Here is a 22,512-nt window from a genome sequence, read left to right as displayed (position 1 = left end):
CAAGAGAGATCCTCCAATGATTACCGAACCGACATTATTCACACGCATTATCAACAAAGAGCTGCCAGCCGAGTTTGTTTATGAAGACGACAAGTGTGTTGTCATCAAAGATATCAACCCTAAAGCGCGTGTACATTTGTTGATTATTCCCAAAAAACCTATTCCAACCTTGTTTGACCTAAAGCCTGAAGATAAAGACTTAATGGGTCATATGATGTTACTTTTACCACAAATTGCGCAGTCGCAAAACTTGGATGGCTTCAAAACTCACATTCATACTGGCGAAACCGGTGGTCAAGAAGTGTTTCACCTACACATACATTTACTTGGTAAATAAACGTTTATTTTGCTATTATTTATCGTTTGCGGTTTAGCAGACAATTAACCCTGTTTTAAATGGAGCACACTATGGGCATCAGCATCTGGCAACTATTAATCATCCTCGCCATCGTTTTGGTTATTTTCGGTGCAAAACGTTTGAAAAACGTGGGCAGTGACTTAGGTGGCGCAATCAAAGGCTTCAAAAAAGCCGTCAGTGATGAAGACGAGAAAAAAGCCCAACAGGCTGAAGAACTTAAGTTAGAAGAGTCGGAAGATAAAAAAGGCAACGTATACGACAGCCAGGCGACCGAAAAGAAACCCGCTAATTCTGACGAAACGAAACCTAAGGTTTAATGCGCAACGCGCCTGAGGTTTAAGTCATGTTTGATATCGGTTTTCTCGAAATCATTATTATCCTCATCATCACCTTAATGGTGGTGGGGCCTGAGCGCATGCCAGAAGTGGCGCGTAAAGCGGGTGAATACCTGCGCAAAATGCGAAACTTCATCAACTCAGTCAAAGACGATTCCAATCTACGAGAAACCGTTCGTGAGCTACAAGATGCGGTGGATGTTCAAGAACACAAACGTGAATTTGATCACATTAAACAAGATCTTTATAAAGGTTTTGAAGATGTGCAAGATCAAATCAACTTTGATGAGCTTCAGCGTCCTTTCTCGAATCCTGAGCCTACTCAAGCTGATATCGAACAAGCCCAACGTCAATTGGACTCTACCAATGACGTCGCGCAAGATCAAACCGAAACCCCACCAAGCGATAAAACTGCGAAAAACCCAACGGACTCTGTTCAGACGGTCAATCCCAGCGAATCGGCTTCTAAATCTAACGTATAACAACACTGGCCCGGCATGAGCAATAGCGCACTCCCACCCCACGATCAAGAAATGACGCTGGTTCAACATTTGTTGGATCTTCGCAATGCGGTGGCCAAAGCCGTTATCGCGGTATTAGTGCTATTCTTAGTGCTTTTCCCGTTTGCAAATGATTTATACGTTTACATTGCCGAGCCCTTAACCCGCTTTATGCCCGAAGGCGCTAGCATGATTGCGGTAGGCGTGGCCTCTCCGTTCTTAACGCCATTTAAATTAAGCTTAATTTTAGCGATTTATCTCGCGATGCCCTACTTGCTTTATCAGTTCTGGACATTTATTGCACCAGCGCTCTACAAACACGAACGCCAGCTGGTTGCCCCGATCCTGTTCTTTAGCTCGTTTTTATTTTATGCAGGCGGCGCGTTTGCCTACTATGTGGTATTTCCATTAGTATTTGGATTTTTATCGCAAACGGCACCCGAAGGCGTGACGATCGCAACCGACATTTCACTTTATCTCGATTTTGTGATCAAAATGTTCTTTGCCTTTGGCCTGTCTTTTGAAGTGCCCGTAGTAGTGGTGTTATTGATTTTAACTGGCATGGTTAAACCCAAATCAATGTCACATGCTCGCCCTTACGTAATTGTCGGCGCTTTTGTACTAGGCATGTTACTCACGCCACCGGACATTATTTCACAAACCTTACTCGCGGTACCCGTTTGGTTACTTTACGAACTTGGTATATTGGTCGGTGCGTTAATTCTCAAACGCAAAGGGTTAGATAAAGAACCATCTGAAACCAGTGCGGATAGCCATTCAGCCCAACGCTCAAAAATGGACGAAGAAGGTTTTGACGACCGTTATGCTGATCAAGTAAATGATGACTTCGATTATGACGCTGAGTTTGATAAGATTGATGCTGAAATGTCGGCTTTAAATAAAGAACAACAGAAGCGTCAACAAAATGAACAAACCAAAGATAGCGAAAATCCTAACCAGCCAAAGGGTGATGACAAACCTTAAGGCGACTTTAAATCATTTAGCCAGACGTCCGTCATGGCTAAGTGGTTGGGGGTTTGTGCTCATTTTTATGCTGCCTTTACCGATACAGGCCAGTGCTTTAACGAACCACCCTTCTGCTTATCTGGCGATGCATGCTGACGACCCCGTCAACTGGCAATTATGGCAACAAGACACCCTCAACCAAGCCAAACAGCAAAACAAACTTATTCTAATTTCATCAGGATATTTTGCCTGCCATTGGTGTCATGTCATGCAGCAAGAAAACTATCAAGATCCTCAGGTGGCGGCTTTACTTAATCAGCACTTTATCTCGGTAAAAATTGACCGTGAACTCTCACCAGACTTGGATGACCACCTACTGGCGTTTGCCCGCCGAGCGACGGGGCAAGCGGGCTGGCCTTTGCATGTGATTTTAACCCCCGACGGCTACCCTTTTACCAGTTTCATTTATTTACCGCGCGATGATTTAATCAATCGACTTAACCGCGTTCAACAACTTTGGCAAACCGAAGCTGGAACGGTTAAACGACTCAGCCAAGCCGATCAAACATCCGCTCTCGAACCCATCAGTTTTGAACAACTTAAGCCTGAATTAATTAGACAACTGCCTGACCAAGTTGACAACTTCAGTGGCGGTTTAAATGCCACCCAAAAATTCCCCAACAGCCCATTGCTTAAAGCACTGCTAATGCAAAAAGACCTTGAAAGTGGTCTACTGGATTGGCTAGAAATCACGTTAGAGGCGATGCAAACCGAACATCTTTATGATCATGTACATCACGGTTTTTTCCGTTATACCGTTGACCCAACATGGCAAGAACCCCACTTCGAAAAAATGTTATATGACAATGCGCAACTGTCTGAAATTTATTTTCTGGCTTATCAGAGATTTCAACGCAGCGACTTTCTAGAAACCGCAGAAAACACATTAAACTATATACAAACCGAGTTATTAAGCCCGCTCACCGGCTTAGCTCAATCCAGCCAATCCGCCATTGACGAAGACGGCTTAGATGGCGGGCGTTACCTATGGACTCGCCAACAACTCGAACAAACCTTAACGCCAGAACTTTATCAAATAGTCCAGCAAGCCTGGTCACTTAATCAAGCCCCGCCTTTGCTAAATTATGGCTGGCTACCCAAACCACTGGATAACCACCAGGCCTGGTTAGACATACAGTCAAACTTAGCGATACGCCCTGGTTTGACGGATGATAAACAATTAATCGGCTGGAATGGCTTATTGCTGAGTGCTTATGCTCAGGCTTATACCACCACAAAAAGCCCGCATTATGCGTTGCTTGGCCATGCACTTGCACAACGCTTAATTCAACTGCTTTTGCTCGAAGAAGCGCCCCGAGCTATTAATGACCAAGGGCAGTTTTCAGACACCGCTGGCTTAGAAGATTTTGCTTACAGCTTAGCGGGTTTAATAGATTGGCAAACCGCTACTAAACTCGATTTAAGCCAGCCAATTAAACAACTCAGCCATAAAACAAATCAACTATTTTGGCGCAGCGCTGGCTGGGCCACTAACCAAGCTAACTTACTTCCGACGCAACAAGTCCAACTCGACTATGCCGACTCGGCTACACCCTCTGTGAGCGGGTTATTACGTTGTTCTTTTCCGTCAGACAATCAAACCCCACTATCGATTCAAACCCAACCAGGTTTGCCGCTTTGGCGTTATGCCAGTTATTTAACACATGAAGGCTGCTAACCCCTTATGGCGGTTTTAATTATTGGTCTGGTTTTGTTGGCGATAATCAGCTTTGTTCCTCAGTGGTGGACACAAGCTATTCTTAAAAAGCACAGTCACCCACACCCAAGCTTACCTGGCAGCGCACATGAGTTTGGAGAACATTTAATCCGTAAATATTCACTTCAAGATGTACGAATTGAAGAAATCCCTTCCGGTTCAGCAATCGGTGATCATTATGACCCGATCGATAAAGTCGTGCGTTTATCCAGTCAAAACTTTCACAGTAACTCGCTTACCGCCATAGTGACGACGGCCCATGAAATTGGCCACGCGATTCAGCATAAAACCCATTATGAACCACTATTAACTCGCACCCAAATGGTGGAGCGTTCGCAATGGTTACAAAAATTTAGTGGGATTGCCTTAATGGCAACGCCCGTTTTAATCCCACTAATGCACACGCCTGTTATCGGCATGGTGACCTTTGCGGCTGGCTTTATTGCAATGGGCATTCCGGTGTTGATTCATTTATCCACCCTGCCGGTCGAGTTTGATGCCAGCTACAAACGAGCCTTGCCGTTATTGCAAGAAGGCGAATATCTGGATAAAAAAGATATGAAACGCGCACGCCATATTTTAACCGCCTGCGCTATGACCTATGTCAGCAGCAGTTTGGCGAGTTTATTTAATCTGTGGAAATGGTTTAGCGGCTTTAGACGCTAGCCACTCGAATAGATTTAAACGTGTAACCGATGACGCTGTTTTAACAACAACCATAAAAAGAACGGACCGCCCAAAGCCGCAATTAATAATCCAATCGGTAATTCACTCGGTGCAATTAAACTGCGTGCCAAGCTGTCGGCGGTCACGACTAACAACGCGCCCATTAAACCACTTAACACCAACAACCAACGATGATCCGGCCCGACTAACAAACGCACCAAATGTGGCGCAATCAAACCAACAAATCCCACCACACCGGCCACCGCCACACTTGCGCCCACCGCTAATGCGACTAAGGTGATAATGACAAATTTTAAGCGTTTCACATGCACACCCAAATGCCGTGCACTGGCTTCACCCATCAAATAACGATTTAAATCGCTCGCCCATAAAGGCAGGATCAACCAAACCATCAACATTGGCCACCAAATCATCATGACTTCACGCCAACTCGAATGCGCCAATGAACCAAACGCCCAGAAAGTTAAGCTGCGTAGCGCTTCATCACTCGCCCAATAAGCCAGTAAACCCGTCGCGGCTCCCGCCATGGCATTAATCGCAATCCCCGCCAACAACATTAACGCAACATCAGTTGTACCGCGATAACTCGCTAATCTATAAATTAACCAAGTCACTGCAAGACCACCTAAAAAAGCCGCCAACGGAATCGCTAAACCTAACCCCACCCAATCCAACCACCAAGCCGGGCCAAAAACAATCACTAATACCGCCGCCAAAGCCGCGCCACTTGATACTCCCACCAGGCCTGGATCGGCTAATGGATTACGAAACAAGCCTTGCATCGCGGCTCCGGCCATTCCTAAACCAGCGCCCACCGCAATCGCCACCAGTAAGCGTGGCAAACGGATTTCCCATACGACCCAATGCGCCTCCGACTCGCTGGAAACCAAAGCATGCAAAACCTCCGACCAGCGCCAGTCAATCGCGCCGACTTGGAGTGACAACACGCTCAAAGCCAAGAGAAAACTAACCAGGCCAATCAAGGCTAGGCTAGGGGAATTTAATAAACGGTTTTGCATTTAAATTACGCCAATCAACAAATGCAAACATTGTACCCACTCTTAGCCAATCAGGCATCAATTCAGTTCGTCAAGCAGAGCCACCCTTAATCACAGCATTAATAATGCATTACAAATCAATTAATTAGTCTTTTGACTTTTACAACCCAGATGATTATGATGAAACAAGCATTCTATTCATGGCCTTTTACAAAAGGAAGCTTTTATGACTCATCCAACACATCATGGTCATGATTCGCATTCAGAACACTCATCTCATTCAAATACTCATCATCATGACAAACATGCTGGCCATAGCCCAGAAATGTTTCGCGACCGATTTTGGTTATCACTCTTAATGACTTTGCCTATTGTATTTTGGTCGGGTCATATTCAATCGCTAGTTGGCTACGATGCACCACAATTTTGGGGTTCCGACTGGATTGCTCCTGTATTGGGTACGGCTATTTTTCTTTATGGCGGCCTGGTATTTTTAAAAGGCGCTTGGCATGAAATAAGCGAGCGTTTACCCGGCATGATGACCTTAATTTCACTCGCCATCGGGGTCGCGTTTATATTTTCTTGGGTGGTGCAACTGGGGTGGATTGATGCGCAAGCCCTTTGGTGGGAACTGGCAACCTTAGTTACTATTATGTTATTAGGTCACTGGATTGAGATGCGCTCGATCAATCAAGCCCAAGGTGCGTTGCAAGAACTAGCCAAGTTATTACCCGACCAAGCCACACGTATAAGTGGCGACCAAGAACAACAAGTCGCGGTGAGTGAACTCAAAACGGGCGACCTATTATTAGTCAGGCCTGGTGGCAGTATTCCAGCCGACGGCGTGCTAAAAATAGGCCAGAGCGATGTTAACGAATCCATGATTACTGGCGAATCAAAACCGGTAAGCAAAAAACCTGGTGACAACCTAATTGCCGGCACAATTAATGGCCGTGGTTCACTTCGGCTTGAAGTCACCCAAACGGGTGATAAAACCAAATTATCCGGCATTATGCGTTTGGTTAAAGATGCACAACAATCCAAATCCGGTGCCCAACACCTGGCGGATCGCGCCGCTCGCGCTTTAACAGCCGTCGCAATTAGTGCCGGTGTCATTACTTTGATCGCATGGCAGTTTGTCGGTGCCGACATCGAGTTCTCGATTGTACGCGTGGTTACGGTTTTAGTTATCGCTTGCCCACACGCATTAGGTTTAGCCGTGCCTTTAGTGATTGCGATCTCCACCAGTTTGGGTGCGAACAACGGTTTATTAGTGCGGGATCAACGTGGTCTCGAACAGGCACGAAACCTTGATACCATTGTATTTGATAAAACCGGCACCCTTACACTGGGCGAATTTCGAGTGGTCAGTCAAGCCACACACAGCTTATCAGATGAGCAAGCACTAAAGATTGCCGCCAGCATTGAATCTGAATCCGAACATCCGATTGCACAAGGTATTGTTCGCACTGCTAAAGATCATAAATTAAGCTTTCCTGCTGCACAAAACTTTCAATCTTTAACTGGCAAAGGGGTTTCTGCTCAGGTTGATGGCGAAGCCTATTTAATGGGCGGTGCCAACCTACTCGAATTAGAAAAGGCCGAACTAGGCGAAGATTTAAAACAAGCCGCCCAAAAAGCCGAACAACAAGGCCATGCGGTCATTTATCTACTACACAAACAACAAGCCATCGCGTTATTTGCGGTCGCCGATGCGGTGCGTGAAGAAAGTAAAGCCGCGATTCAAACGCTGCATAAACTGGGCATTCAAGTCGCGATGCTGACCGGCGATGCGAAAAACGTTGCCGATGCAGTGGCAAAACAATTAGGTATTGACCTGGTATTTTCCGAAGTGTTACCGGAAGATAAAGCTTCCAAAATTAAGGAACTTCAAACAGGTGGTCGCAGGGTGGCTATGGTGGGAGATGGCGTCAACGATGCGCCTGCTTTAGCAACCGCCGATATCGGCATTGCGATTGGCGCTGGCACGGATGTCGCAGTCGAAGCCGGTCATATCGTATTAGTGCGCTCCGACCCACGCGACATTCCGCGTATCATTACCTTATCCAAAGCCACTTATCGTAAAATGTTGCAAAACTTGTGGTGGGCGGCTGGCTACAATATCGCCGCTATTCCACTTGCCGCCGGTGCATTAGCCGCTTGGGGTATTTTATTGTCGCCCGCCGTTGGCGCCGTATTAATGTCGGCCAGCACCGTTATCGTCGCCATCAATGCGCAGCTGTTGAGGCGCGTTAAACTTTAGGTAACGTGATGAACAAAAATGATCCGCAAACCATATGGCTTCAATTTCAGCAGTTTATCGCCAGCTTTCAAACCGCTGTGATTGGCAGTCTTTCCAGCGATGGTGAACCAGAGGTAAGTTATGCACCCGTTATCCAGCACCAGGCCTGCTTTTATATTTATATTTCGGAACTGGCGAGTCACACCCAAAACCTTAAAAATCACCCGCAAGCTGAGCTATTGTTTATTGAAGACGAATCCAAAACCCACAATTTATTTGCGCGCGAACGTGTCAGGCTTAAAGTAATCGCTGAAACCATCCCGCGTGACACTGATATTTGGGCAGACATCATCGGGTTATTTAGCCAACAACACCCCCAAATGATGTCTTTACTCACCAGCATGCAAGATTTCCAACTCTTAAAACTCACACCTCAGCAAGCCCATTATGTCGCCGGATTTGCCCAAACCTATTCGCTAACAGGCGCGCAACTTTCTGAAGTTCAGCAAGTCATGCAATCGCGCTTAAACCCATCGACAAAAACCTAAGCCGCCATCCACAATTTACTCTAAATTTAGCTTTAACTTTGACATCCAACCTACTGTAATAATTACACAATATCGGCCAGCATCATTACAAGCCATATACAAAACACACTTGCTATTTTTGTTCACAAGTGTTATTTTAAACGGATAGAAAAAACAACTGAAGAGGTCGTGAAACATGACAACTACTGCGCTTACAATCCAACAGCTAACTCCTGGCAAAAACCTAGATAGCTATTTGCGCACAGTTCGTACGCTTCCTCAATTAAACGCCGAGGAAGAACGTGCATTAGCTGAGCGCTTGTATTATCAACAAGACTTAGAAGCGGCTCGCCAACTGATCTTGTCTTCACTACGTTATGTGGTATCGGTGGCGCGTAGCTATAAAGGCTACGGTTTGCCATTAAGCGACTTAATCCAGGAAGGCAATATTGGTTTAATGAAAGCTGTTAAACGTTTTAATCCAGAAGAAAAAGTGCGTTTAATGACCTTTGCGGTGCATTGGATTCGCGCTGAAATTAACGAGTTTGTGATTAAAAACTGGCGCATTGTCAAAACCGCCACCACCAAAGCACAGCGTAAGTTGTTCTTTAAATTGCGCGGTGCGAAACATGCGTTAGCTTGGTTTACTGACAAAGATGCCGACCGTGTCGCTGAAGAACTTGGCGTAACTCGTGCTGACGTGCTTGAAATGGACAGTCGTTTATACGGCAAAGACATTCAAGTCGACATGAGTTCGGATGAGGAAGAAGAACGTGGTTATAACTCACCTATTCTGGTGAGTCATGAACTTGATCCGGAAACTCACTGGGTGCGCGAAACTGAAGAATCGCGTCAAACTGAACTCATGCAAGCCGCACTGAAACAACTTGATGAACGCAGCTTAGATATTATCCAATCGCGCTGGTTAGGTGAAAACAAGCTCGGTTTAAAAGAGCTCTCTGCAAAACATGGTGTTTCGATGGAACGTATTCGCCAAATCGAACAACAAGCCATGAAAAAAATGAAAGCCATATTAAATCAAGACATAACATTAACGGCCTAACACTCGCTCAACTCTCTCTTTATACGCGCCCTTTAATGGGCGCTTTTACTTTAAAAAACATAAATCCAACATAATGAACCCAAACCCCTTTTCTATTCGAAATTTTATGCTATTGGGTGGCTTTATGGCCATGCAAGCCGGTTATATCAACACTATTTTATTCTTAGAATTTGGCTTACCCGTCAGCCAAATGACCGGGATCATGTCTCGTTTAAGTGAAAGCATGTATCACACAGATTGGGCGTTAGGTTTTAAAGGTTTATTAGTGCTGATTGGATTTATACTTGGCGCACTGGTTTCAGGCCTGGTGATTGGTGATCGAGAAAGCCCTCAAGATCGGCGGTTTGCACTCGGCATGACCTTGCTTTCCGCTAGCCTGTTTATTAGCGCCTGGCTCGCCAGCCAAATGCACCTAGCGACCTTATTTACCACTGCTTTTGCTTGCGGCCTACAAAACGCCCTCACCGCTAAATACCGTGGCCTACAAATGCGCACAACCCACGTCACTGGCATCGTCACCGACTTGGGTGTTTATATGGCTAGAATGATCAAAGGCCAGGGCTGGCCTTGGCAGGCCTGGTTGTTAATTACGCTAGTTTCGACCTTTCTTGTCGGCGGCATCTTCGGCATCATCATGTTTGCCAACTGGCATGGTGCCAGTCTACTGATCCCAGCATTGGCCTGCATTCCAATTGCCATCGCCTGGTTCAGACTCGCACTCAAAAACCAAAGCCCATTCCGCCGCTAAGCTACACACTTGCGCCACATAGCTTGCATTAGAACGGCCAAACAACCTTATGTACCGCTACTGCAACGATATAGAACAACACAACTAAGGCGATTAACCAATAAATCGCTTTTTGGGCGCGGGTTTTGGCGAAGCGGAAGGCCATTAAACCTAAGCCAATATAAGCAACTAAACCTAAGATTTTGGCGACAATCCACGGATCGGTGAAACTAAAACCGGTGACCAGTACTATCCCGATCGCTGAGACCAATAATAAAGTATCCACAATGTGTGGCAGAATTTTAACCGGCTTTTTGGTGACCCAGTTTTGGTTAAAAATATGCCCAACACCGCGGCCAAAAAACCCAACAATGCTTAATAACACCGCGATTTTGTGCAATAAAACTAATCCGAAATACATAAACTTAACTCCCTGGTTTTAATTGATTTTGAAACTGGTCTAACGTGATTTCATAAACCCCGGCTTTATTGCGGCCCGGGCCTTTCATAACTTCTTCAGCCGCCCAAGCGTGGCCATGCACAATTTCATAACTAGCGGGAATTTTGCCCTGTTTGCGCGCCAGTTCATACGCATCCAACATGGCTTTAAAGCGTGTTTTGCCAGTTAAACCTTGTGCGCGCTCGCCTTGCGCGTTGGTCGCACCGATGGCTTTTAAGTCGCGCATTACACCAATTGGTTCATCATACGTTAAAGTATAATGCTCCACATCCATAACTGGCTGACCAAAGCCGGCGCGAATTAACGCATCACCTAAATCGTGCATATCTATAAAATGATTCATACGCTGATGCCCGGCTTCGCCTTCTACCGACACCCAGGCCTGGCGGAGTTCTTTTAAGGTATCCGGCCCCAAGCTGGTAAGCATTAACAAACCTTCCGGGCGCAATACGCGTCGAAATTCCGCCAACACCGCATCTAAATCGTCGCACCATTGCAACATAAAGTTGGTAACAACCAAGTCCTGACTGGCATCGGCTACCGGCAAAGCATAAGCATCGGCTTGAATTAAAGCCACCGGACAAGCTAACCAACCCAAACGGGTTGACCAGTTTGGTGGCAACCAGTTAAAGATTGGGCGCATTAAACGCCGCTTGGCTTGTTGCAACATGCTATGGGATAAATCCAACGCGCTAATCTGTGCATGGGGATAACGCGCGAGCAATTTGTCGGTTAAAAACCCAGTGCCCGCGCCCACATCTAATACTTGGTTTACTTGCATCGCCATTAAATCTAAACGATTGTCCAGGTTTTGCGCGGACAGCTTTTGCAATACCGCCGCTTCATCGTAACGTGCGGCGGCTTTGGAGAAATGTTGTCGTAAATGTTGGCGATTAACCATGTGTACCGCCTAATAAAAAAGCATTCACTTTTTGCGCGGTTTGCTCAGGATGCGAAAAAAACGGAACATGCGCGGCGCCTTGAATAATTTCAACTTGCGAATTCGGCTGCATTTCGGGTAAAAGCTTGACGATCTCTTGCGGTACTAACGGATCGTTTTCGCCTAGCAACCATAACGTGGGTTGTTGGATTGAGGCTAAATTTTTGCGCATATCAATATCACGTAATAACTCCAAACCTTGTAATAACCCGATGAAACTTGGCATCCGTCGATTTTTCATCTGGGTCGTAAAATGTTTGATCAGTTGGCGTGCACCATCCGATCCTTGCAACTGTAATTTCCAAAACCGACTTAAAAGCGCCAAGCTATCTAGACCCAAGGTTTTAATAAAGTCGCCCATTAATTCCGGTGAAACGCCCCATTTCCAATTCTCGGTTTGCACAAAACTGGGCGTAGAAGCCAAACATATCAAAGATTTAATGTGCTGTGGATAACGTTCGGCCAATTGTAGTGCAATCAAACCACCCAGTGACCAGCCTAATAAATACGTTTTGGTCGGCAATACATCGGCCACCGCATCCAACCAGGCCTGGTTGAGGTCTTCACCCGCTTGCAATTCAATTTTTGGACTACCACCAAAACCCGGTAATTCAATTAATGTAACTTCAAAATGAGGCGCAAGATGGGTTTGAGCCCACTCTCGCCAAACCGAATTTTGCGCGCCCCAGCCATGAATTAGGCAGAGCGATTTGCCTTGACCAAAGGTTTCGGTATTCAATTTAATGCTGGATTTCATGATTTTGCTCAAAAAATAAGTTGTAAGGATTGTAACGATTGCGTGACGCCAACGCCATAGAAAAGGCGCTTTTTTGCATGTCAGGCACTCATTTTCGCGAACTGATTAATAAATAATTCATATATAACAATACTTTTTTAAAAACATGGTGATACAATGATCAAGCGTCATTAAGTTTGATGGCGTTTTATTTGTTTTTTTTGAGGTAGTTATGTCAGATATAGTAACAGGCACCGTTAAATGGTTTAACGATGAAAAAGGTTTCGGTTTTTTAGCACAAGAAAATGGTCCAGATGTATTCGTACATTTCCGTGCCATCAATGGCAACGGCCGTAGAACCCTAGCTGAAGGTCAAGCAGTGACTTTCAACATTACTGAAGGTGATAAGGGCTTACAAGCGGAAAACGTTACAGCACTTTAATCCTAATTTGTTGCTCTAACACTTGTGTTTAAGCAGCCGGAACCGTGAGATTGTCTTTTCAGCCTCGCGGTTTTTTTTCGCCTAAAATCCCTAGCCAATCGTGTAAGCAATGCGAATTCTCCGGATTCAAGTCAACAAGCCTGCATTATTTTCTTTATACTTATAGCCATAAGTATTTGTGTCTTTGTTTAAGGTAAGGAGCTGTGTAATGCGTTTTCTTCAAATATTTGCGATTAGCTTAATCGCCAGCCTAGGCTTTAGCGCCCCAACCATCGCTAGTGACAACCTTAAGACGGTGCCTGAAATTAAAGGCCCAAGCCAAGACCGTTTCCCAGGCGACCCCGCCACGCATAAAGTGGTATATATGTTTAACCAAGCCGATGAAGCTTATCAAGCCAGCATTCTTAACTCGATTCAAGCGATGATTCGTCAGTACGGCGATGATGTTGAAATTGCGGTAGTGGTAATAGGCCCAGGCATTCACGTTTTGGCCAAAGAACCTAAGCGCGAAGTCCCGTCTTTAATTTATGACCGCGTTGAGAGTTTTGCAAAAGACTACAACGTGCGTTGGATTGCTTGCGGCAACACCATGCACACCATCGGCTGGGAACATAAAGACATGCGCCCATTTGCAGAATACGCCGAAGTTGGTGCCGCCGCTTTAATGGAGCTTCAAGCCGCAGGCTTTGCATTTATTGCCTGGTAACCACCAGGCCTGGTGGTTAAAAAAAGCGGATTAAATGTCCGCTTTTTTTATGTGTGCGAGTGCAGATAAGAGTGCTTCAATTTGCGCGTCAGAATGCGCGGCACTTAAGGTCACTCGCAAGCGTGCTTGTGGCACGGTGGGTGGGCGAATCGCTGAAACCCAAAAACCGGCTTGCTTAAGTGCTTCACTCCAGGCCACGGCTTTTGCACTATCACCCAATAATATCGGCTGAATTGCGCTGACCGAAGGCATTAAGTTCAAACCTAACGCCTTCGCTCCGGTTCTAAATTGTGCAATGTTAGCGTGCAGTTGATCACGTAAGTCATCACCTTCTCGCAACAGTTTTAAAGCGGTACGTGTCGCTAAGGCATTCATCGGTGACATGGCGGTGGTATAAATAAACGGTCGCGCAAACTGAATTAAGCTTTCGATTAACACGCTCGAGCCGGCCACAAATGCGCCCGATGTACCGAACGCCTTGCCAAATGTGCCAACTAAGATGTTATCGGCGTCGATCGGCAGGTTAAAGTGATCAAAACTGCCTTTACCTTGTTTACCCAAAACACCTAAACCATGCGCATCATCCACAAACAACCAGGCCTGGTGCTTATTTGCTAGCTGTTGCAGTTTGGCTAAATCGGCTAAATCGCCATCCATACTAAACACACTGTCGCTGACGATTAAGCTGGGCGCATCGGATTGTTCCAAGCGGGTTTCTAAGGCGTGGTAATCAAGATGCGAATAACGTTTAAAGTCCGCGCCGCTGGCCAATGCGCCATCAATTAACGAGGCGTGATTCAGTTTATCGCCGAGTATTCGATCGCCTTTTTGCATCAGGGTTTGTTGCACCGCCAGGTTCGCCATATAACCGGTCGAAAATAACAACACACGCTCCACGCCTAACCAGTCGGCCAATTCATCTTCCAATAAATGATGATGCAAATGATGACCCGTCACCAGATGCGCCGCTCCGGATCCCCAGCCTGCTGTATCGTCATTACACACGGCTTGCTTTATGCGCGGATCGGCGGCGAGGCCTAAATAATCATTCGAGCAAAAATTCAGCATCGGCAAACCATTGATTTGCATTTGCGGACGTTGTGGGGAAAACGCCAACGGGCGTTGGCGATAAAGAGATTGCGCTTGGCGTTCGTCTAACTTAGGTTGAAACCGATCTGCGATAGTGGGTTTCATGGCAAAACTTAAGCCGACTCTTCTGCAAGATGGGCTTTAGCCTGGGCTTGCATATTTAAACCTAGCTTTTTAAACAATTGCACATCATGATCGGCTTCGGGATTGTCGGTGGTTAATAACTTATCGCCATAGAAAATCGAGTTGGCGCCGGCAAAAAAGCACCAGGCCTGGGCTTGTTGGTTTAATTCCATCCGACCGGCGGACAAACGCACATAAGATTGCGGCATTAAAATACGTGCGGTCGCAATCACACGAATAAACTCAAACGCATCGGTTTTACCCTTCATTTCAGCCAAAGGGGTGCCTTCGATTGGCACTAACAAGTTAATCGGTACACTGCCGGGATGATTATCCATATTAGCGAAGGTGCGCAATAATTCGGTGCGATCTTTATGCTGTTCGCCCATACCGATAATGCCGCCTGAGCAGACGTTGATACCGGATTTTTGTACCTTGTCAATGGTATCCAAACGGTCTTGGAAAGAACGGGTGGTAATCACTTTTGAATAATAGGCTTCGGAAGTATCCAGGTTGTGGTTGTAATAATCCAAGCCGGCTTCTTTTAAAGCCGCGACCTGGTCATCGTCCAACATGCCTAAGGTCATACAAGTTTCCATGCCTAAATCGCGCACCACTTTGACCATTTCCAATACCACCGGAAAGTCTTTTTTATTCGGGTTACGCCAAGCCGCGCCCATACACAAACGGGTTGCGCCTTTGGCTTTGGCTTGCATGGCTTTATCCAATACTTCTTGTACCGCCATCATTTTTTGTTTTTCCAAACCTGTGTCGTAACGCGAGCTTTGTGAACAATACGAACAGTCTTCCGCACAGCCGCCTGATTTAATATTAACCAAGCTGCTAATTTGCACTTCGTTAGGTTCAAAGTTCATACGGTGAACCGTGTGCGCTTGAAACATTAAGTCATTAAAGGGTTGATTCATAATGGCGTGAATTTCCGCCGAGGTCCAATCGTGACGAACTTGTCCTAAAGATTTCATTTCGAGACTCGTGTTTAGAATAAGCGGTTATTATAACGATTATTCAACCAGGATTTGGAAAATGCATTGGCTTGAAAAATGGCTATTTCCGCCAACCTGCGTCATCACGGCGGTTACGACCAAAAAACACGACTTAGACCCGAGCTTTATAGCTCAGTGGCAAATTGGCTCCGACGTTTGTCCATGTTGTGCCGAGCCCAGTCCGCAGGGTTTGCTATGTGGTCAGTGTTTGTCCAAGCCACCCCAATTCAGTCGCACCCAAGTGGCGTTCACTTACCAAGCTGAATTTCGCGATTTAATGGCCCAATTTAAATATCACCAACGACTGGATTTAAGTCGTCTGTTTGCCGAACTGTTAGCCCCGCAATTACACACCCAAGGGATTCAAGCCATCATTCCGATCCCACTGCATAGCACACGACTGCGCGAACGTGGCTATAACCAGGCGTATGAATTGGCGCGGATGTTAAGCCCAATGCTAAATATTCCGATTGTTTCGGCATTAACACGCCCGCTCGCCACCCCGAGTCAAACCCAACTTAAAGCCAAACAACGTCGTCAAAATCTTAAGCAAGCCTTTGAAGCCGACGCGGTCTTATTAAAAGATTTTGACCGCGTCGCATTACTCGACGATGTCATTACCACTGGCGCAACCATGCAAGCCGCCGCCAGCCGTCTTCAAGACGCCCAACCAGGCCTGGTGGTTGAGGCTTGGGCGATGGCGAAAACACTCTAAGTTTAACTTCGGTTAGATTGTTGTAAAATGATGATTGGTTTTAGAAAAAGTTAATATATTTAAGTCTGTATCCGAGTTGAGTCCACCGGAAATCTACCGCTTTTTAGTCGGCGGCATTGTGCCACGCCCGATTGCCTGGATCATCACCCTAAATTCGGACGGTGTGCAAAATTTGGCGCCTTATTCGTTTTTTACCGTCGCCAGCGTGAACCCACCCGGATTAAACTCATTTAATCGCCAATTTTTTAATTTTTGAGACTTTTAGCATGCACTCACATAGCTCGCCGCACCATAGCCATAGCGCCAAACCTGATACAAAAAATCAGCGTAAAATAGTCATTGCCGCCGTTTTAACCTTTAGCTATATGCTGGTCGAAGTTATTGGCGGCTTTTGGGTCAACTCGGTCGCGCTGATTGCCGATGGTATGCACATGCTAACCGACTCAATCGCCTTAATGATTGCTTGGTGGGGTTTTCATATCGCGCAAAAACCGGCCACCGAACGCATGACGTTTGGTTATATGCGCGCCCAAATTCTAACCGCATTTGTAAACGGTGCCGCCTTGCTGTTAATTTCGGTCGGCATCACCGCCATGGCGATTGAACGTATGTTTAACCCGCAAGAAGTCATGGGCGCGGAAATGTTTATGATCGCCATTATTGGTTTAGGGATTAATTTAACCGTATTTGTGATGTTACACAGCGGTGATCAAAAAAACCTAAACATGCGCGGCGCAACACTTCACTTTATGGGCGACACCTTAGCGTCGGTTGCGGTCATTAGCGCCGCGATTATTATCTACTTTTCCGGCTGGAACATTGTCGACCCGATTTTGTCGATCCTGGTCGCCAGTATTATTGCTTATAATGCCTTCAAACTGACCCGTTCGGCCGCCACCATTTTATTAGAAGGTGTGCCAGCGGGTTACGAAATCCAGGCCATTAAAGACGACTTGGCTGAACGTTTCCCTTACCTAGAAGAAATTCACCACATTCATTTATGGGCGATTGCAGAACAACAAGTCATGATGACATTACACGCCAAAACCGATTTAGCACACATTAATGACGCGACCTTGTTTGAAATTAAATCCTATCTTAACGATCGCCACGCGGTACACCACGTTACCCTGCAACTCGAAACCATGTAACCGGAGTTTTTACTATGCGCCGAATTCTAATCGCCCCCGACAGCTTTAAAGGCTCGCTTACGGCAGTGGAATTTTGCCGCATCGGTGCTCAAGTTATCAAACACCACTGGCCTGATATCGAAGTGATTGAACGCCCCTTGTCTGATGGCGGCGAAGGTTTTGTGGCGGCGATTACAGAATCTGGCCAAGCCGAACGTCGAGTTGTCGACAGCCTTGATCCGCTAGCTCGCCCGATTCAAGCCACGTTTGGTTGGCAAGCCGACCGTCAAACCGCGATGATCGAAATGGCACAAGCCTCCGGCTTACCCCTAATCAGCAAACAAGAACGCGATCCGATGCAAGCCAGCACCTATGGCACCGGCCTGGTGATTAAAGCCGCGCTCGAACTGGGCGCTCGCACTATCATATTAGGACTAGGCGGCAGCGCCACGAACGATGGCGGCGCAGGGGCTTTGCAAGCGCTGGGAATTGAATTGTCGGATGATAAAGACCAACCAATCAAGCCCGGCGTTCAGGGCTTGTTGAAACTAGACAAAATCGGGCATATTCCCGCACACTTATCAAATATCAAATGGCATCTGGCCTGCGATGTCACCAACCCATTGCTTGGCGAGCAAGGCGCCACCACAGTCTACGGTCCGCAAAAAGGTGTGACGCCACAAACTCATGCCGAATTTGAACAAGCCCTAACCAAGTTTGCCGAATTAATTGAACAACGAACCGGCCACAATATAACCACCAGGCCTGGTGCTGGTGCGGCGGGCGGTATGGCCGGCGGATTTATGGGGATTTTGAATGCGCAAACCTTTAGTGGCTTTGATTTGCTCGCTGAAACCATTGGACTACATCAAACCTTTGAACAAGGCGTAGATTTAGTGATTACGGGTGAAGGCCGCATGGACGCACAAACTCGCCACGGCAAACTGCCCATGAAACTAGCGGAAATGGCGCAACGTTATGATGTACCGATTCTCGGCCTTTGCGGTCAGCTTGATATCAGCGCCGAGCAAATGCCGGAATTTATAGCGTTGTTTAGTCTAATCCATCGTTTAACCGATGAAGCAGATGCCATGAATCACACCGAACATTGGCTCAAATCGACCCTCTACAGTGCGTTAAAGCTTTATTTACATTAACTTAACCACCAGGCCTGGTGTTTAACTGGTGCTCATTGCCCATAACGGGCTAACGTTATCAACGTTATCCGGCATTAACCACAATACTTGGTATGGCTGCAAAACCAACAGCTGATTCTGAGGTTCATAATGTTCGTGATCTAAAATATTCACCCAACCTTCAGCACTCTCGAATCCAATTTCATGCTGAATATCGAGTTCTTTAACCTCACTGGTTAAATTGAAAATTGATAATAATGGAAAATCTAATTCACCTAACCCGCGCCAAACCGCAAAAAACCCCGTACCTAAATCCAACACTTTTTGTGACGTATCTGGATGAAAGGCTTTGTGTTTTTTGCGGCGTTTCAACACATGAATTAAGCGGTTTAAAACTTGCGAGTTGGCGGTGTTTTGACCATCCAACAAGGCTTTTAAATAGGTTTTATCCCATTTTTTGCGATTGATGCTGCGGGTTCTACCGGTGCGCTCTACCCCGGTTTGATCGTTTTCAGTGGCCAATAAACTGTGGATATAAATGGCTGGGATGCCCTGCAAACTCAACATAATTAATTGCGAATTAATAAACCGATCCACCTGCCACTGATCCGGGCCTTGGCTGTTGGCGGTTTCACGAAATGCACTAAACAAAGCGATGTTGATTTCATAGGGTGACTCTGAACCATCTGGCCGAGTACGCATCGAAATATAACCACCTTGACGGTGCATACCGGTGATCAAATCTTCAATTTCCCGCTGCGGCAAAATACCTTCGACCGGACGTAAACCAATCCCATCATGCGACGCCGTAAAGTTCAAAAAGTTACAGCCTTGCGCCGGTGGTTTAAGTTGTTGCGCCCATTGGGTTAAATAAGCACCATCGCCACGGTATAAAGCATGTAACACCAAAGGCGCTAAACTAAATTGATACACCAAATGCGCTTCGTCTTGCTGCCCAAAGTAGGATAGGTTTTCGTTGTGCGGAACGTTGGTTTCGGTTAAAACCATGCCGTTCGGATTTACCAATTCAAATACATCACGAATCAGTTTCACTACCTCATGGGTTTCGGGCAAATGAATGCAGTTAGTACCGAGTTTTTTCCATAAAAATGCAATTGCGTCTAAACGCAGAATATGGGTTTTTTGTTTAACGTAAAACAACAAGACTTCAATCATTTTCACCAAAACAGCGGGATTTTCGAAGTTTAAGTCAATCTGATCGGCACTAAAGGTCGCCCAAACCATTTTGCGTCCACGGTGGGTATAAGCCGGCACCAATAACGGCGAGTTTCGTGGACGCACCACCATCGTCACATCTTCGCGGCCATCCACTTCAATAAAAAACCGATTAAACGGTGGCACATCGGCTTTGTAATCGGTAAACCATAAACTCTCACGCGAGATATGATTAATCACCAAATCCACCATGAGTTGGTAATCCGCACTGATGGCCTGAATATCCGGCCAGTCACCAAAGTCCGGCTCGACTTTGACAAAATCGATCACCGAAAAGCCATCATCAGAACTAAATGGAAAAAACGGCAACAGGTGAATCGTATTCACCGCATCTTTGACATACTCTTGCAGAAACTCACGCAACACTTGCAAAGGTTGATGGCCTTGTTCGCTGTCAATAATACTGTCGGCGTAACTAATTAACACCACATCTTCTTGGTTCCAGCGTTCAACTTCAAGCTCCGGTTCGACGCCGCAGATTTGAATCAGTCGGTTTAATTCTTGATACGCATCTTTCGCCGATTCCAGCGGGTAGAGTTTTTCTAAACGATGCTTAATGCGCTCAAATATCATCTGACTCATACCTTCAACTCCTTAAGCGTTATCCTGCTCTACCGCGTGTTTAAGTTCTTCTAAGATATCTGGGAAAGCACTAATCACCCGATTCCAATTGGCCACAAAGGGTTTATCGTCGTGCATTTCCATAAAAGCGTTTCCGGCGACTAATAAGTTATCCGCAAACAGCTCAACCACCCGTTCCTCTTCGTGACGATCTAACGACAAACCATTCATTTGGGCATCAAACGCATAAGACTCCAATTGATCCAGCGCGGTACGGTGATAAACCGCTCGGATCGTGCGCATGGTTTGCGGCGAAAACTGATGGCCGCTGATGGCTAACTTACGGTACAAAGACTTGGCAATATCTTGGCTCATGCGCGATAAACCGGCATTAACATCATTAAACGAAACTTTTTGATGTTTGTGATCGTAACGATCCGCAATCTCAACTTGGCACACGCGGCGGTTAGAATAGTTACGTCGAATTTCAGCCAAAATTCCGATTTCCAATCCCCAATCACTCGGGATTCGCACATCTTTTAATGCATTCACTTCCAGCGCAAACTCACCGGCTAACGGATAACGAAATGAATCTAAATAGGTAATTAAATCATCCTGTCCCAATACGGTTTCTAAGCTGCGTAATAACGGCGTTACGAGCAATCGCGCAACGCGTCCATTCATATGTCCGTCTGAATAACGCGCGTAATAGCCCTTCGAAAACACAAAGTTAAAAGTGGGGTGGGCGACCGGATAAAGTAACCTCGCCAACATTTCACGGTTATAAGTCAGCACATCACAGTCGTGCAATCCCACCACCGATGTTTTACCGGAGGCCAAGATATAACCAAAACAACCCCACACATTTTTGCCTTTACCCGGTTCGGTGGGCGCCAAGCTTAACTTTTTAAGTGGTTGCATGACTTTTTGCAATCGGGGGCCATCGTTCCACAGAATGTTATGTGGCTGAGGTAAACGTGCAAAGAAGTGTTTGGCATGTTCAAACTGGGCTTGATCGGCTTGATCTAAACCGACCACAATTTCGGATAAATAAGGCACACGTTCCAGCTCGTCCAGAATATGGGTTAAGGCTTCGCCTTCAAGCTCACTATATAAAGAAGGCAGCACCAAACCCAAGGGGCGTTCACGGGAGAAGTTCACCAAATCCCACTCAAGCTCCGACAAATCTCGCCGCGTTAAATTGTGTAGAGTTGTGATTGTGCCGTTTTGGAAAAAATCGCTCATTCCGCCTCCTTTAATACCCACCGATTGACCGCATCCAACCAACCTTGCGGGGCGGATTGTTGGGCTTGATAGATTTGATTATTTGAATCTAGGCTTAAATATTGGCCACTAGCATCCGGCATTACCACCGCAACCTCGGCCATTTCGAGCATCGCGCGGTCATTTTCGCCATCACCTAATGCGAGTAGATGCCAATCGGTCTGATCGCCCAAATAGCGATCACTGTTTTTGAGTAGAATTTTGAGCGTGCTGGCCTTGGAATGTTGTGCCATCACATGATAAAAACGGCCACCTTTTTGAAGCTGCAAACCCTGCTGTGCTAAAGCCTGTTCCAATAGCACCAGGCCTGGTGGTTCAGCCAACCATAAAATCGGTTCGGAAACCAAACGCTGTTGAGCATTCAAAGCATCTTCTCGGCTTAGCCCGGTATGCTTGATCACCTGCTCGACTGACCAATCACCAAAACCTTCAAACAGCTGGCCATGATGGTCTCGCCAGCGGTTTAAAAACGCCCTTATTTCGTTAATTGGTCGGCCGATTAACATCGGTGGCGACTGATCTACTTGAATAACCCCGCCATTTTCACCAATCACTGGCCATTTTAAATGCAGGGTTTGACGCCACTTTGTGAGCTCGGCTAGGGTTTTACTGGAGTTCAAAATCACTGGCACTGCCTGCATTTCTAACTTCGCCAATAACGCAACAATCCCGGTGTAGTCATAGGTTTTATGATTTAACAAAGTGCCATCTAAGTCGGTTGAAATCAGCCAGGAAACCATGCTAACTCTCCTAATGCGTTGTTTTTATTA

General features: G+C 46.2%; 24 protein-coding genes. 15 read left to right on the top strand and 9 right to left on the bottom strand.

Annotated features, from left to right (window positions below; genetic code table 11):
• Positions 1–16: 16 nt before the first annotated feature.
• The 6 genes from IBX48_RS01800 (at position 17) to IBX48_RS01775 (ending at position 4,602) form a co-directional block, all read left to right on the top strand.
• Positions 17–337: a histidine triad nucleotide-binding protein gene (locus IBX48_RS01800; protein WP_296830075.1), complete on the top strand. Its 321-nt coding sequence runs from the start codon at positions 17–19 to the stop codon at positions 335–337.
• 71 nt (positions 338–408) lie between these two features.
• On the top strand, positions 409–675 hold the full coding sequence (locus IBX48_RS01795; RefSeq protein WP_296830073.1) for a Sec-independent protein translocase subunit TatA: 267 nt from the start codon (positions 409–411) through the stop codon (positions 673–675).
• A 26-nt stretch (positions 676–701) separates the two neighbouring features.
• The gene (gene tatB, locus IBX48_RS01790) at positions 702–1,175 is read left to right on the top strand and encodes a Sec-independent protein translocase protein TatB (protein WP_296830071.1); all 474 of its coding nucleotides are present in this window, start codon (positions 702–704) and stop codon (positions 1,173–1,175) included.
• Positions 1,176–1,190: 15 nt separating this feature from the next.
• On the top strand, positions 1,191–2,177 hold the full coding sequence (tatC, locus tag IBX48_RS01785) for a twin-arginine translocase subunit TatC (protein WP_296830069.1): 987 nt from the start codon (positions 1,191–1,193) through the stop codon (positions 2,175–2,177).
• Entirely contained in the window at positions 2,164–3,897 is a 1,734-nt protein-coding gene (locus tag IBX48_RS01780; protein ID WP_296830068.1) for a DUF255 domain-containing protein, read from the top strand. The genes tatC and IBX48_RS01780 overlap by 14 nt, the downstream gene beginning before the upstream one ends.
• Before the next feature lie 6 nt (positions 3,898–3,903).
• On the top strand, positions 3,904–4,602 hold the full coding sequence (locus tag IBX48_RS01775; RefSeq protein ID WP_296830065.1) for a zinc metallopeptidase: 699 nt from the start codon (positions 3,904–3,906) through the stop codon (positions 4,600–4,602).
• 14 nt (positions 4,603–4,616) lie between these two features.
• Here the strand turns inward: IBX48_RS01775 and IBX48_RS01770 are convergent, their stop codons facing one another.
• A complete protein-coding gene (locus IBX48_RS01770) occupies positions 4,617–5,642 on the bottom strand; it encodes an iron ABC transporter permease (RefSeq protein WP_296830064.1) in 1,026 nt (341 codons plus the stop codon).
• A 205-nt stretch (positions 5,643–5,847) separates the two neighbouring features.
• On the opposite strand from IBX48_RS01770, the gene IBX48_RS01765 reads away from it, so the two are divergent.
• The 4 genes from IBX48_RS01765 (at position 5,848) to IBX48_RS01750 (ending at position 10,201) form a co-directional block, all read left to right on the top strand.
• Positions 5,848–7,884 carry a copper-translocating P-type ATPase gene (locus tag IBX48_RS01765; protein WP_296830063.1) on the top strand — a complete coding sequence of 679 codons (2,037 nt, stop codon included), beginning with the start codon at positions 5,848–5,850 and terminating at the stop codon, positions 7,882–7,884.
• Positions 7,885–7,892: 8 nt separating this feature from the next.
• Positions 7,893–8,411 (top strand): pyridoxamine 5'-phosphate oxidase family protein, encoded by a 519-nt coding sequence (locus tag IBX48_RS01760; RefSeq protein WP_296830062.1) that lies wholly within the window; start codon positions 7,893–7,895, stop codon positions 8,409–8,411.
• 175 nt (positions 8,412–8,586) lie between these two features.
• On the top strand, positions 8,587–9,453 hold the full coding sequence (rpoH, locus tag IBX48_RS01755; RefSeq protein ID WP_296830060.1) for an RNA polymerase sigma factor RpoH: 867 nt from the start codon (positions 8,587–8,589) through the stop codon (positions 9,451–9,453).
• A 124-nt stretch (positions 9,454–9,577) separates the two neighbouring features.
• Complete coding sequence (locus tag IBX48_RS01750) at positions 9,578–10,201, top strand: YoaK family protein (protein WP_296830058.1); 624 nt, start codon at positions 9,578–9,580, stop codon at positions 10,199–10,201.
• 28 nt (positions 10,202–10,229) lie between these two features.
• Here the strand turns inward: IBX48_RS01750 and IBX48_RS01745 are convergent, their stop codons facing one another.
• Genes IBX48_RS01745 through bioH form a run of 3 tightly spaced genes read right to left on the bottom strand, consistent with a single transcriptional unit; the run spans position 10,230 to position 12,337 of the window.
• Complete coding sequence (locus IBX48_RS01745) at positions 10,230–10,601, bottom strand: SirB2 family protein (protein WP_296830055.1); 372 nt, start codon at positions 10,599–10,601, stop codon at positions 10,230–10,232.
• A gap of 4 nt (positions 10,602–10,605) precedes the next feature.
• On the bottom strand, positions 10,606–11,541 hold the full coding sequence (gene bioC, locus IBX48_RS01740; RefSeq protein WP_296830053.1) for a malonyl-ACP O-methyltransferase BioC: 936 nt from the start codon (positions 11,539–11,541) through the stop codon (positions 10,606–10,608).
• Positions 11,534–12,337, bottom strand: coding sequence for a pimeloyl-ACP methyl ester esterase BioH (bioH, locus tag IBX48_RS01735; protein WP_296830051.1), 804 nt, complete (start codon positions 12,335–12,337; stop codon positions 11,534–11,536). The genes bioC and bioH overlap by 8 nt, the downstream gene beginning before the upstream one ends.
• 211 nt (positions 12,338–12,548) lie before the next feature.
• Between bioH and IBX48_RS01730 the strand changes: the two genes are divergently transcribed.
• Together IBX48_RS01730 and IBX48_RS01725 are read left to right on the top strand one after the other, a co-directional pair.
• Positions 12,549–12,758: a cold shock domain-containing protein gene (locus IBX48_RS01730; RefSeq protein WP_296830049.1), complete on the top strand. Its 210-nt coding sequence runs from the start codon at positions 12,549–12,551 to the stop codon at positions 12,756–12,758.
• Positions 12,759–12,966: 208 nt separating this feature from the next.
• Entirely contained in the window at positions 12,967–13,464 is a 498-nt protein-coding gene (locus IBX48_RS01725; RefSeq protein WP_296830047.1) for a DsrE family protein, read from the top strand.
• A 30-nt stretch (positions 13,465–13,494) separates the two neighbouring features.
• Here IBX48_RS01725 and bioF read toward each other — a convergent pair whose 3' ends face one another.
• The gene (bioF, locus tag IBX48_RS01720) at positions 13,495–14,658 is read right to left on the bottom strand and encodes an 8-amino-7-oxononanoate synthase (RefSeq protein WP_296830045.1); all 1,164 of its coding nucleotides are present in this window, start codon (positions 14,656–14,658) and stop codon (positions 13,495–13,497) included.
• 8 nt (positions 14,659–14,666) lie between these two features.
• Positions 14,667–15,659, bottom strand: a complete 993-nt coding sequence (gene bioB, locus IBX48_RS01715; RefSeq protein WP_296830043.1) for a biotin synthase BioB — start codon at positions 15,657–15,659, stop codon at positions 14,667–14,669.
• Between the two features lie 61 nt (positions 15,660–15,720).
• On the opposite strand from bioB, the gene IBX48_RS01710 reads away from it, so the two are divergent.
• From IBX48_RS01710 to IBX48_RS01700, 3 genes are all read left to right on the top strand, one after another.
• Positions 15,721–16,395 (top strand): ComF family protein, encoded by a 675-nt coding sequence (locus IBX48_RS01710; protein ID WP_296830041.1) that lies wholly within the window; start codon positions 15,721–15,723, stop codon positions 16,393–16,395.
• Positions 16,396–16,661: 266 nt separating this feature from the next.
• Positions 16,662–17,546 (top strand): cation diffusion facilitator family transporter, encoded by an 885-nt coding sequence (locus IBX48_RS01705; protein WP_296830039.1) that lies wholly within the window; start codon positions 16,662–16,664, stop codon positions 17,544–17,546.
• A gap of 14 nt (positions 17,547–17,560) precedes the next feature.
• Positions 17,561–18,682: a glycerate kinase gene (locus IBX48_RS01700; RefSeq protein WP_296830037.1), complete on the top strand. Its 1,122-nt coding sequence runs from the start codon at positions 17,561–17,563 to the stop codon at positions 18,680–18,682.
• Positions 18,683–18,703: 21 nt separating this feature from the next.
• Here the strand turns inward: IBX48_RS01700 and IBX48_RS01695 are convergent, their stop codons facing one another.
• The 3 genes from IBX48_RS01695 to IBX48_RS01685 are packed head-to-tail and all read right to left on the bottom strand — an operon-like array spanning position 18,704 to position 22,482.
• On the bottom strand, positions 18,704–20,479 hold the full coding sequence (locus IBX48_RS01695; protein WP_296830035.1) for a sugar phosphorylase: 1,776 nt from the start codon (positions 20,477–20,479) through the stop codon (positions 18,704–18,706).
• A gap of 12 nt (positions 20,480–20,491) precedes the next feature.
• On the bottom strand, positions 20,492–21,703 hold the full coding sequence (locus tag IBX48_RS01690) for a glycosyl transferase (RefSeq protein WP_296830033.1): 1,212 nt from the start codon (positions 21,701–21,703) through the stop codon (positions 20,492–20,494).
• Positions 21,700–22,482, bottom strand: coding sequence for an HAD-IIB family hydrolase (locus IBX48_RS01685; RefSeq protein WP_296830030.1), 783 nt, complete (start codon positions 22,480–22,482; stop codon positions 21,700–21,702). The genes IBX48_RS01690 and IBX48_RS01685 overlap by 4 nt, the downstream gene beginning before the upstream one ends.
• Between the last annotated feature and the right edge of the window lie 30 nt (positions 22,483–22,512).

It is taken from the genome of Thiomicrospira sp., from assembly GCF_014859555.1.
Taxonomy (GTDB): Bacteria; Pseudomonadota; Gammaproteobacteria; order Thiomicrospirales; family Thiomicrospiraceae; genus Thiomicrospira.
The sequence above is the reverse complement of the archived record's forward strand: the minus strand, read 5'-3'. Positions and strand labels throughout refer to the sequence as shown.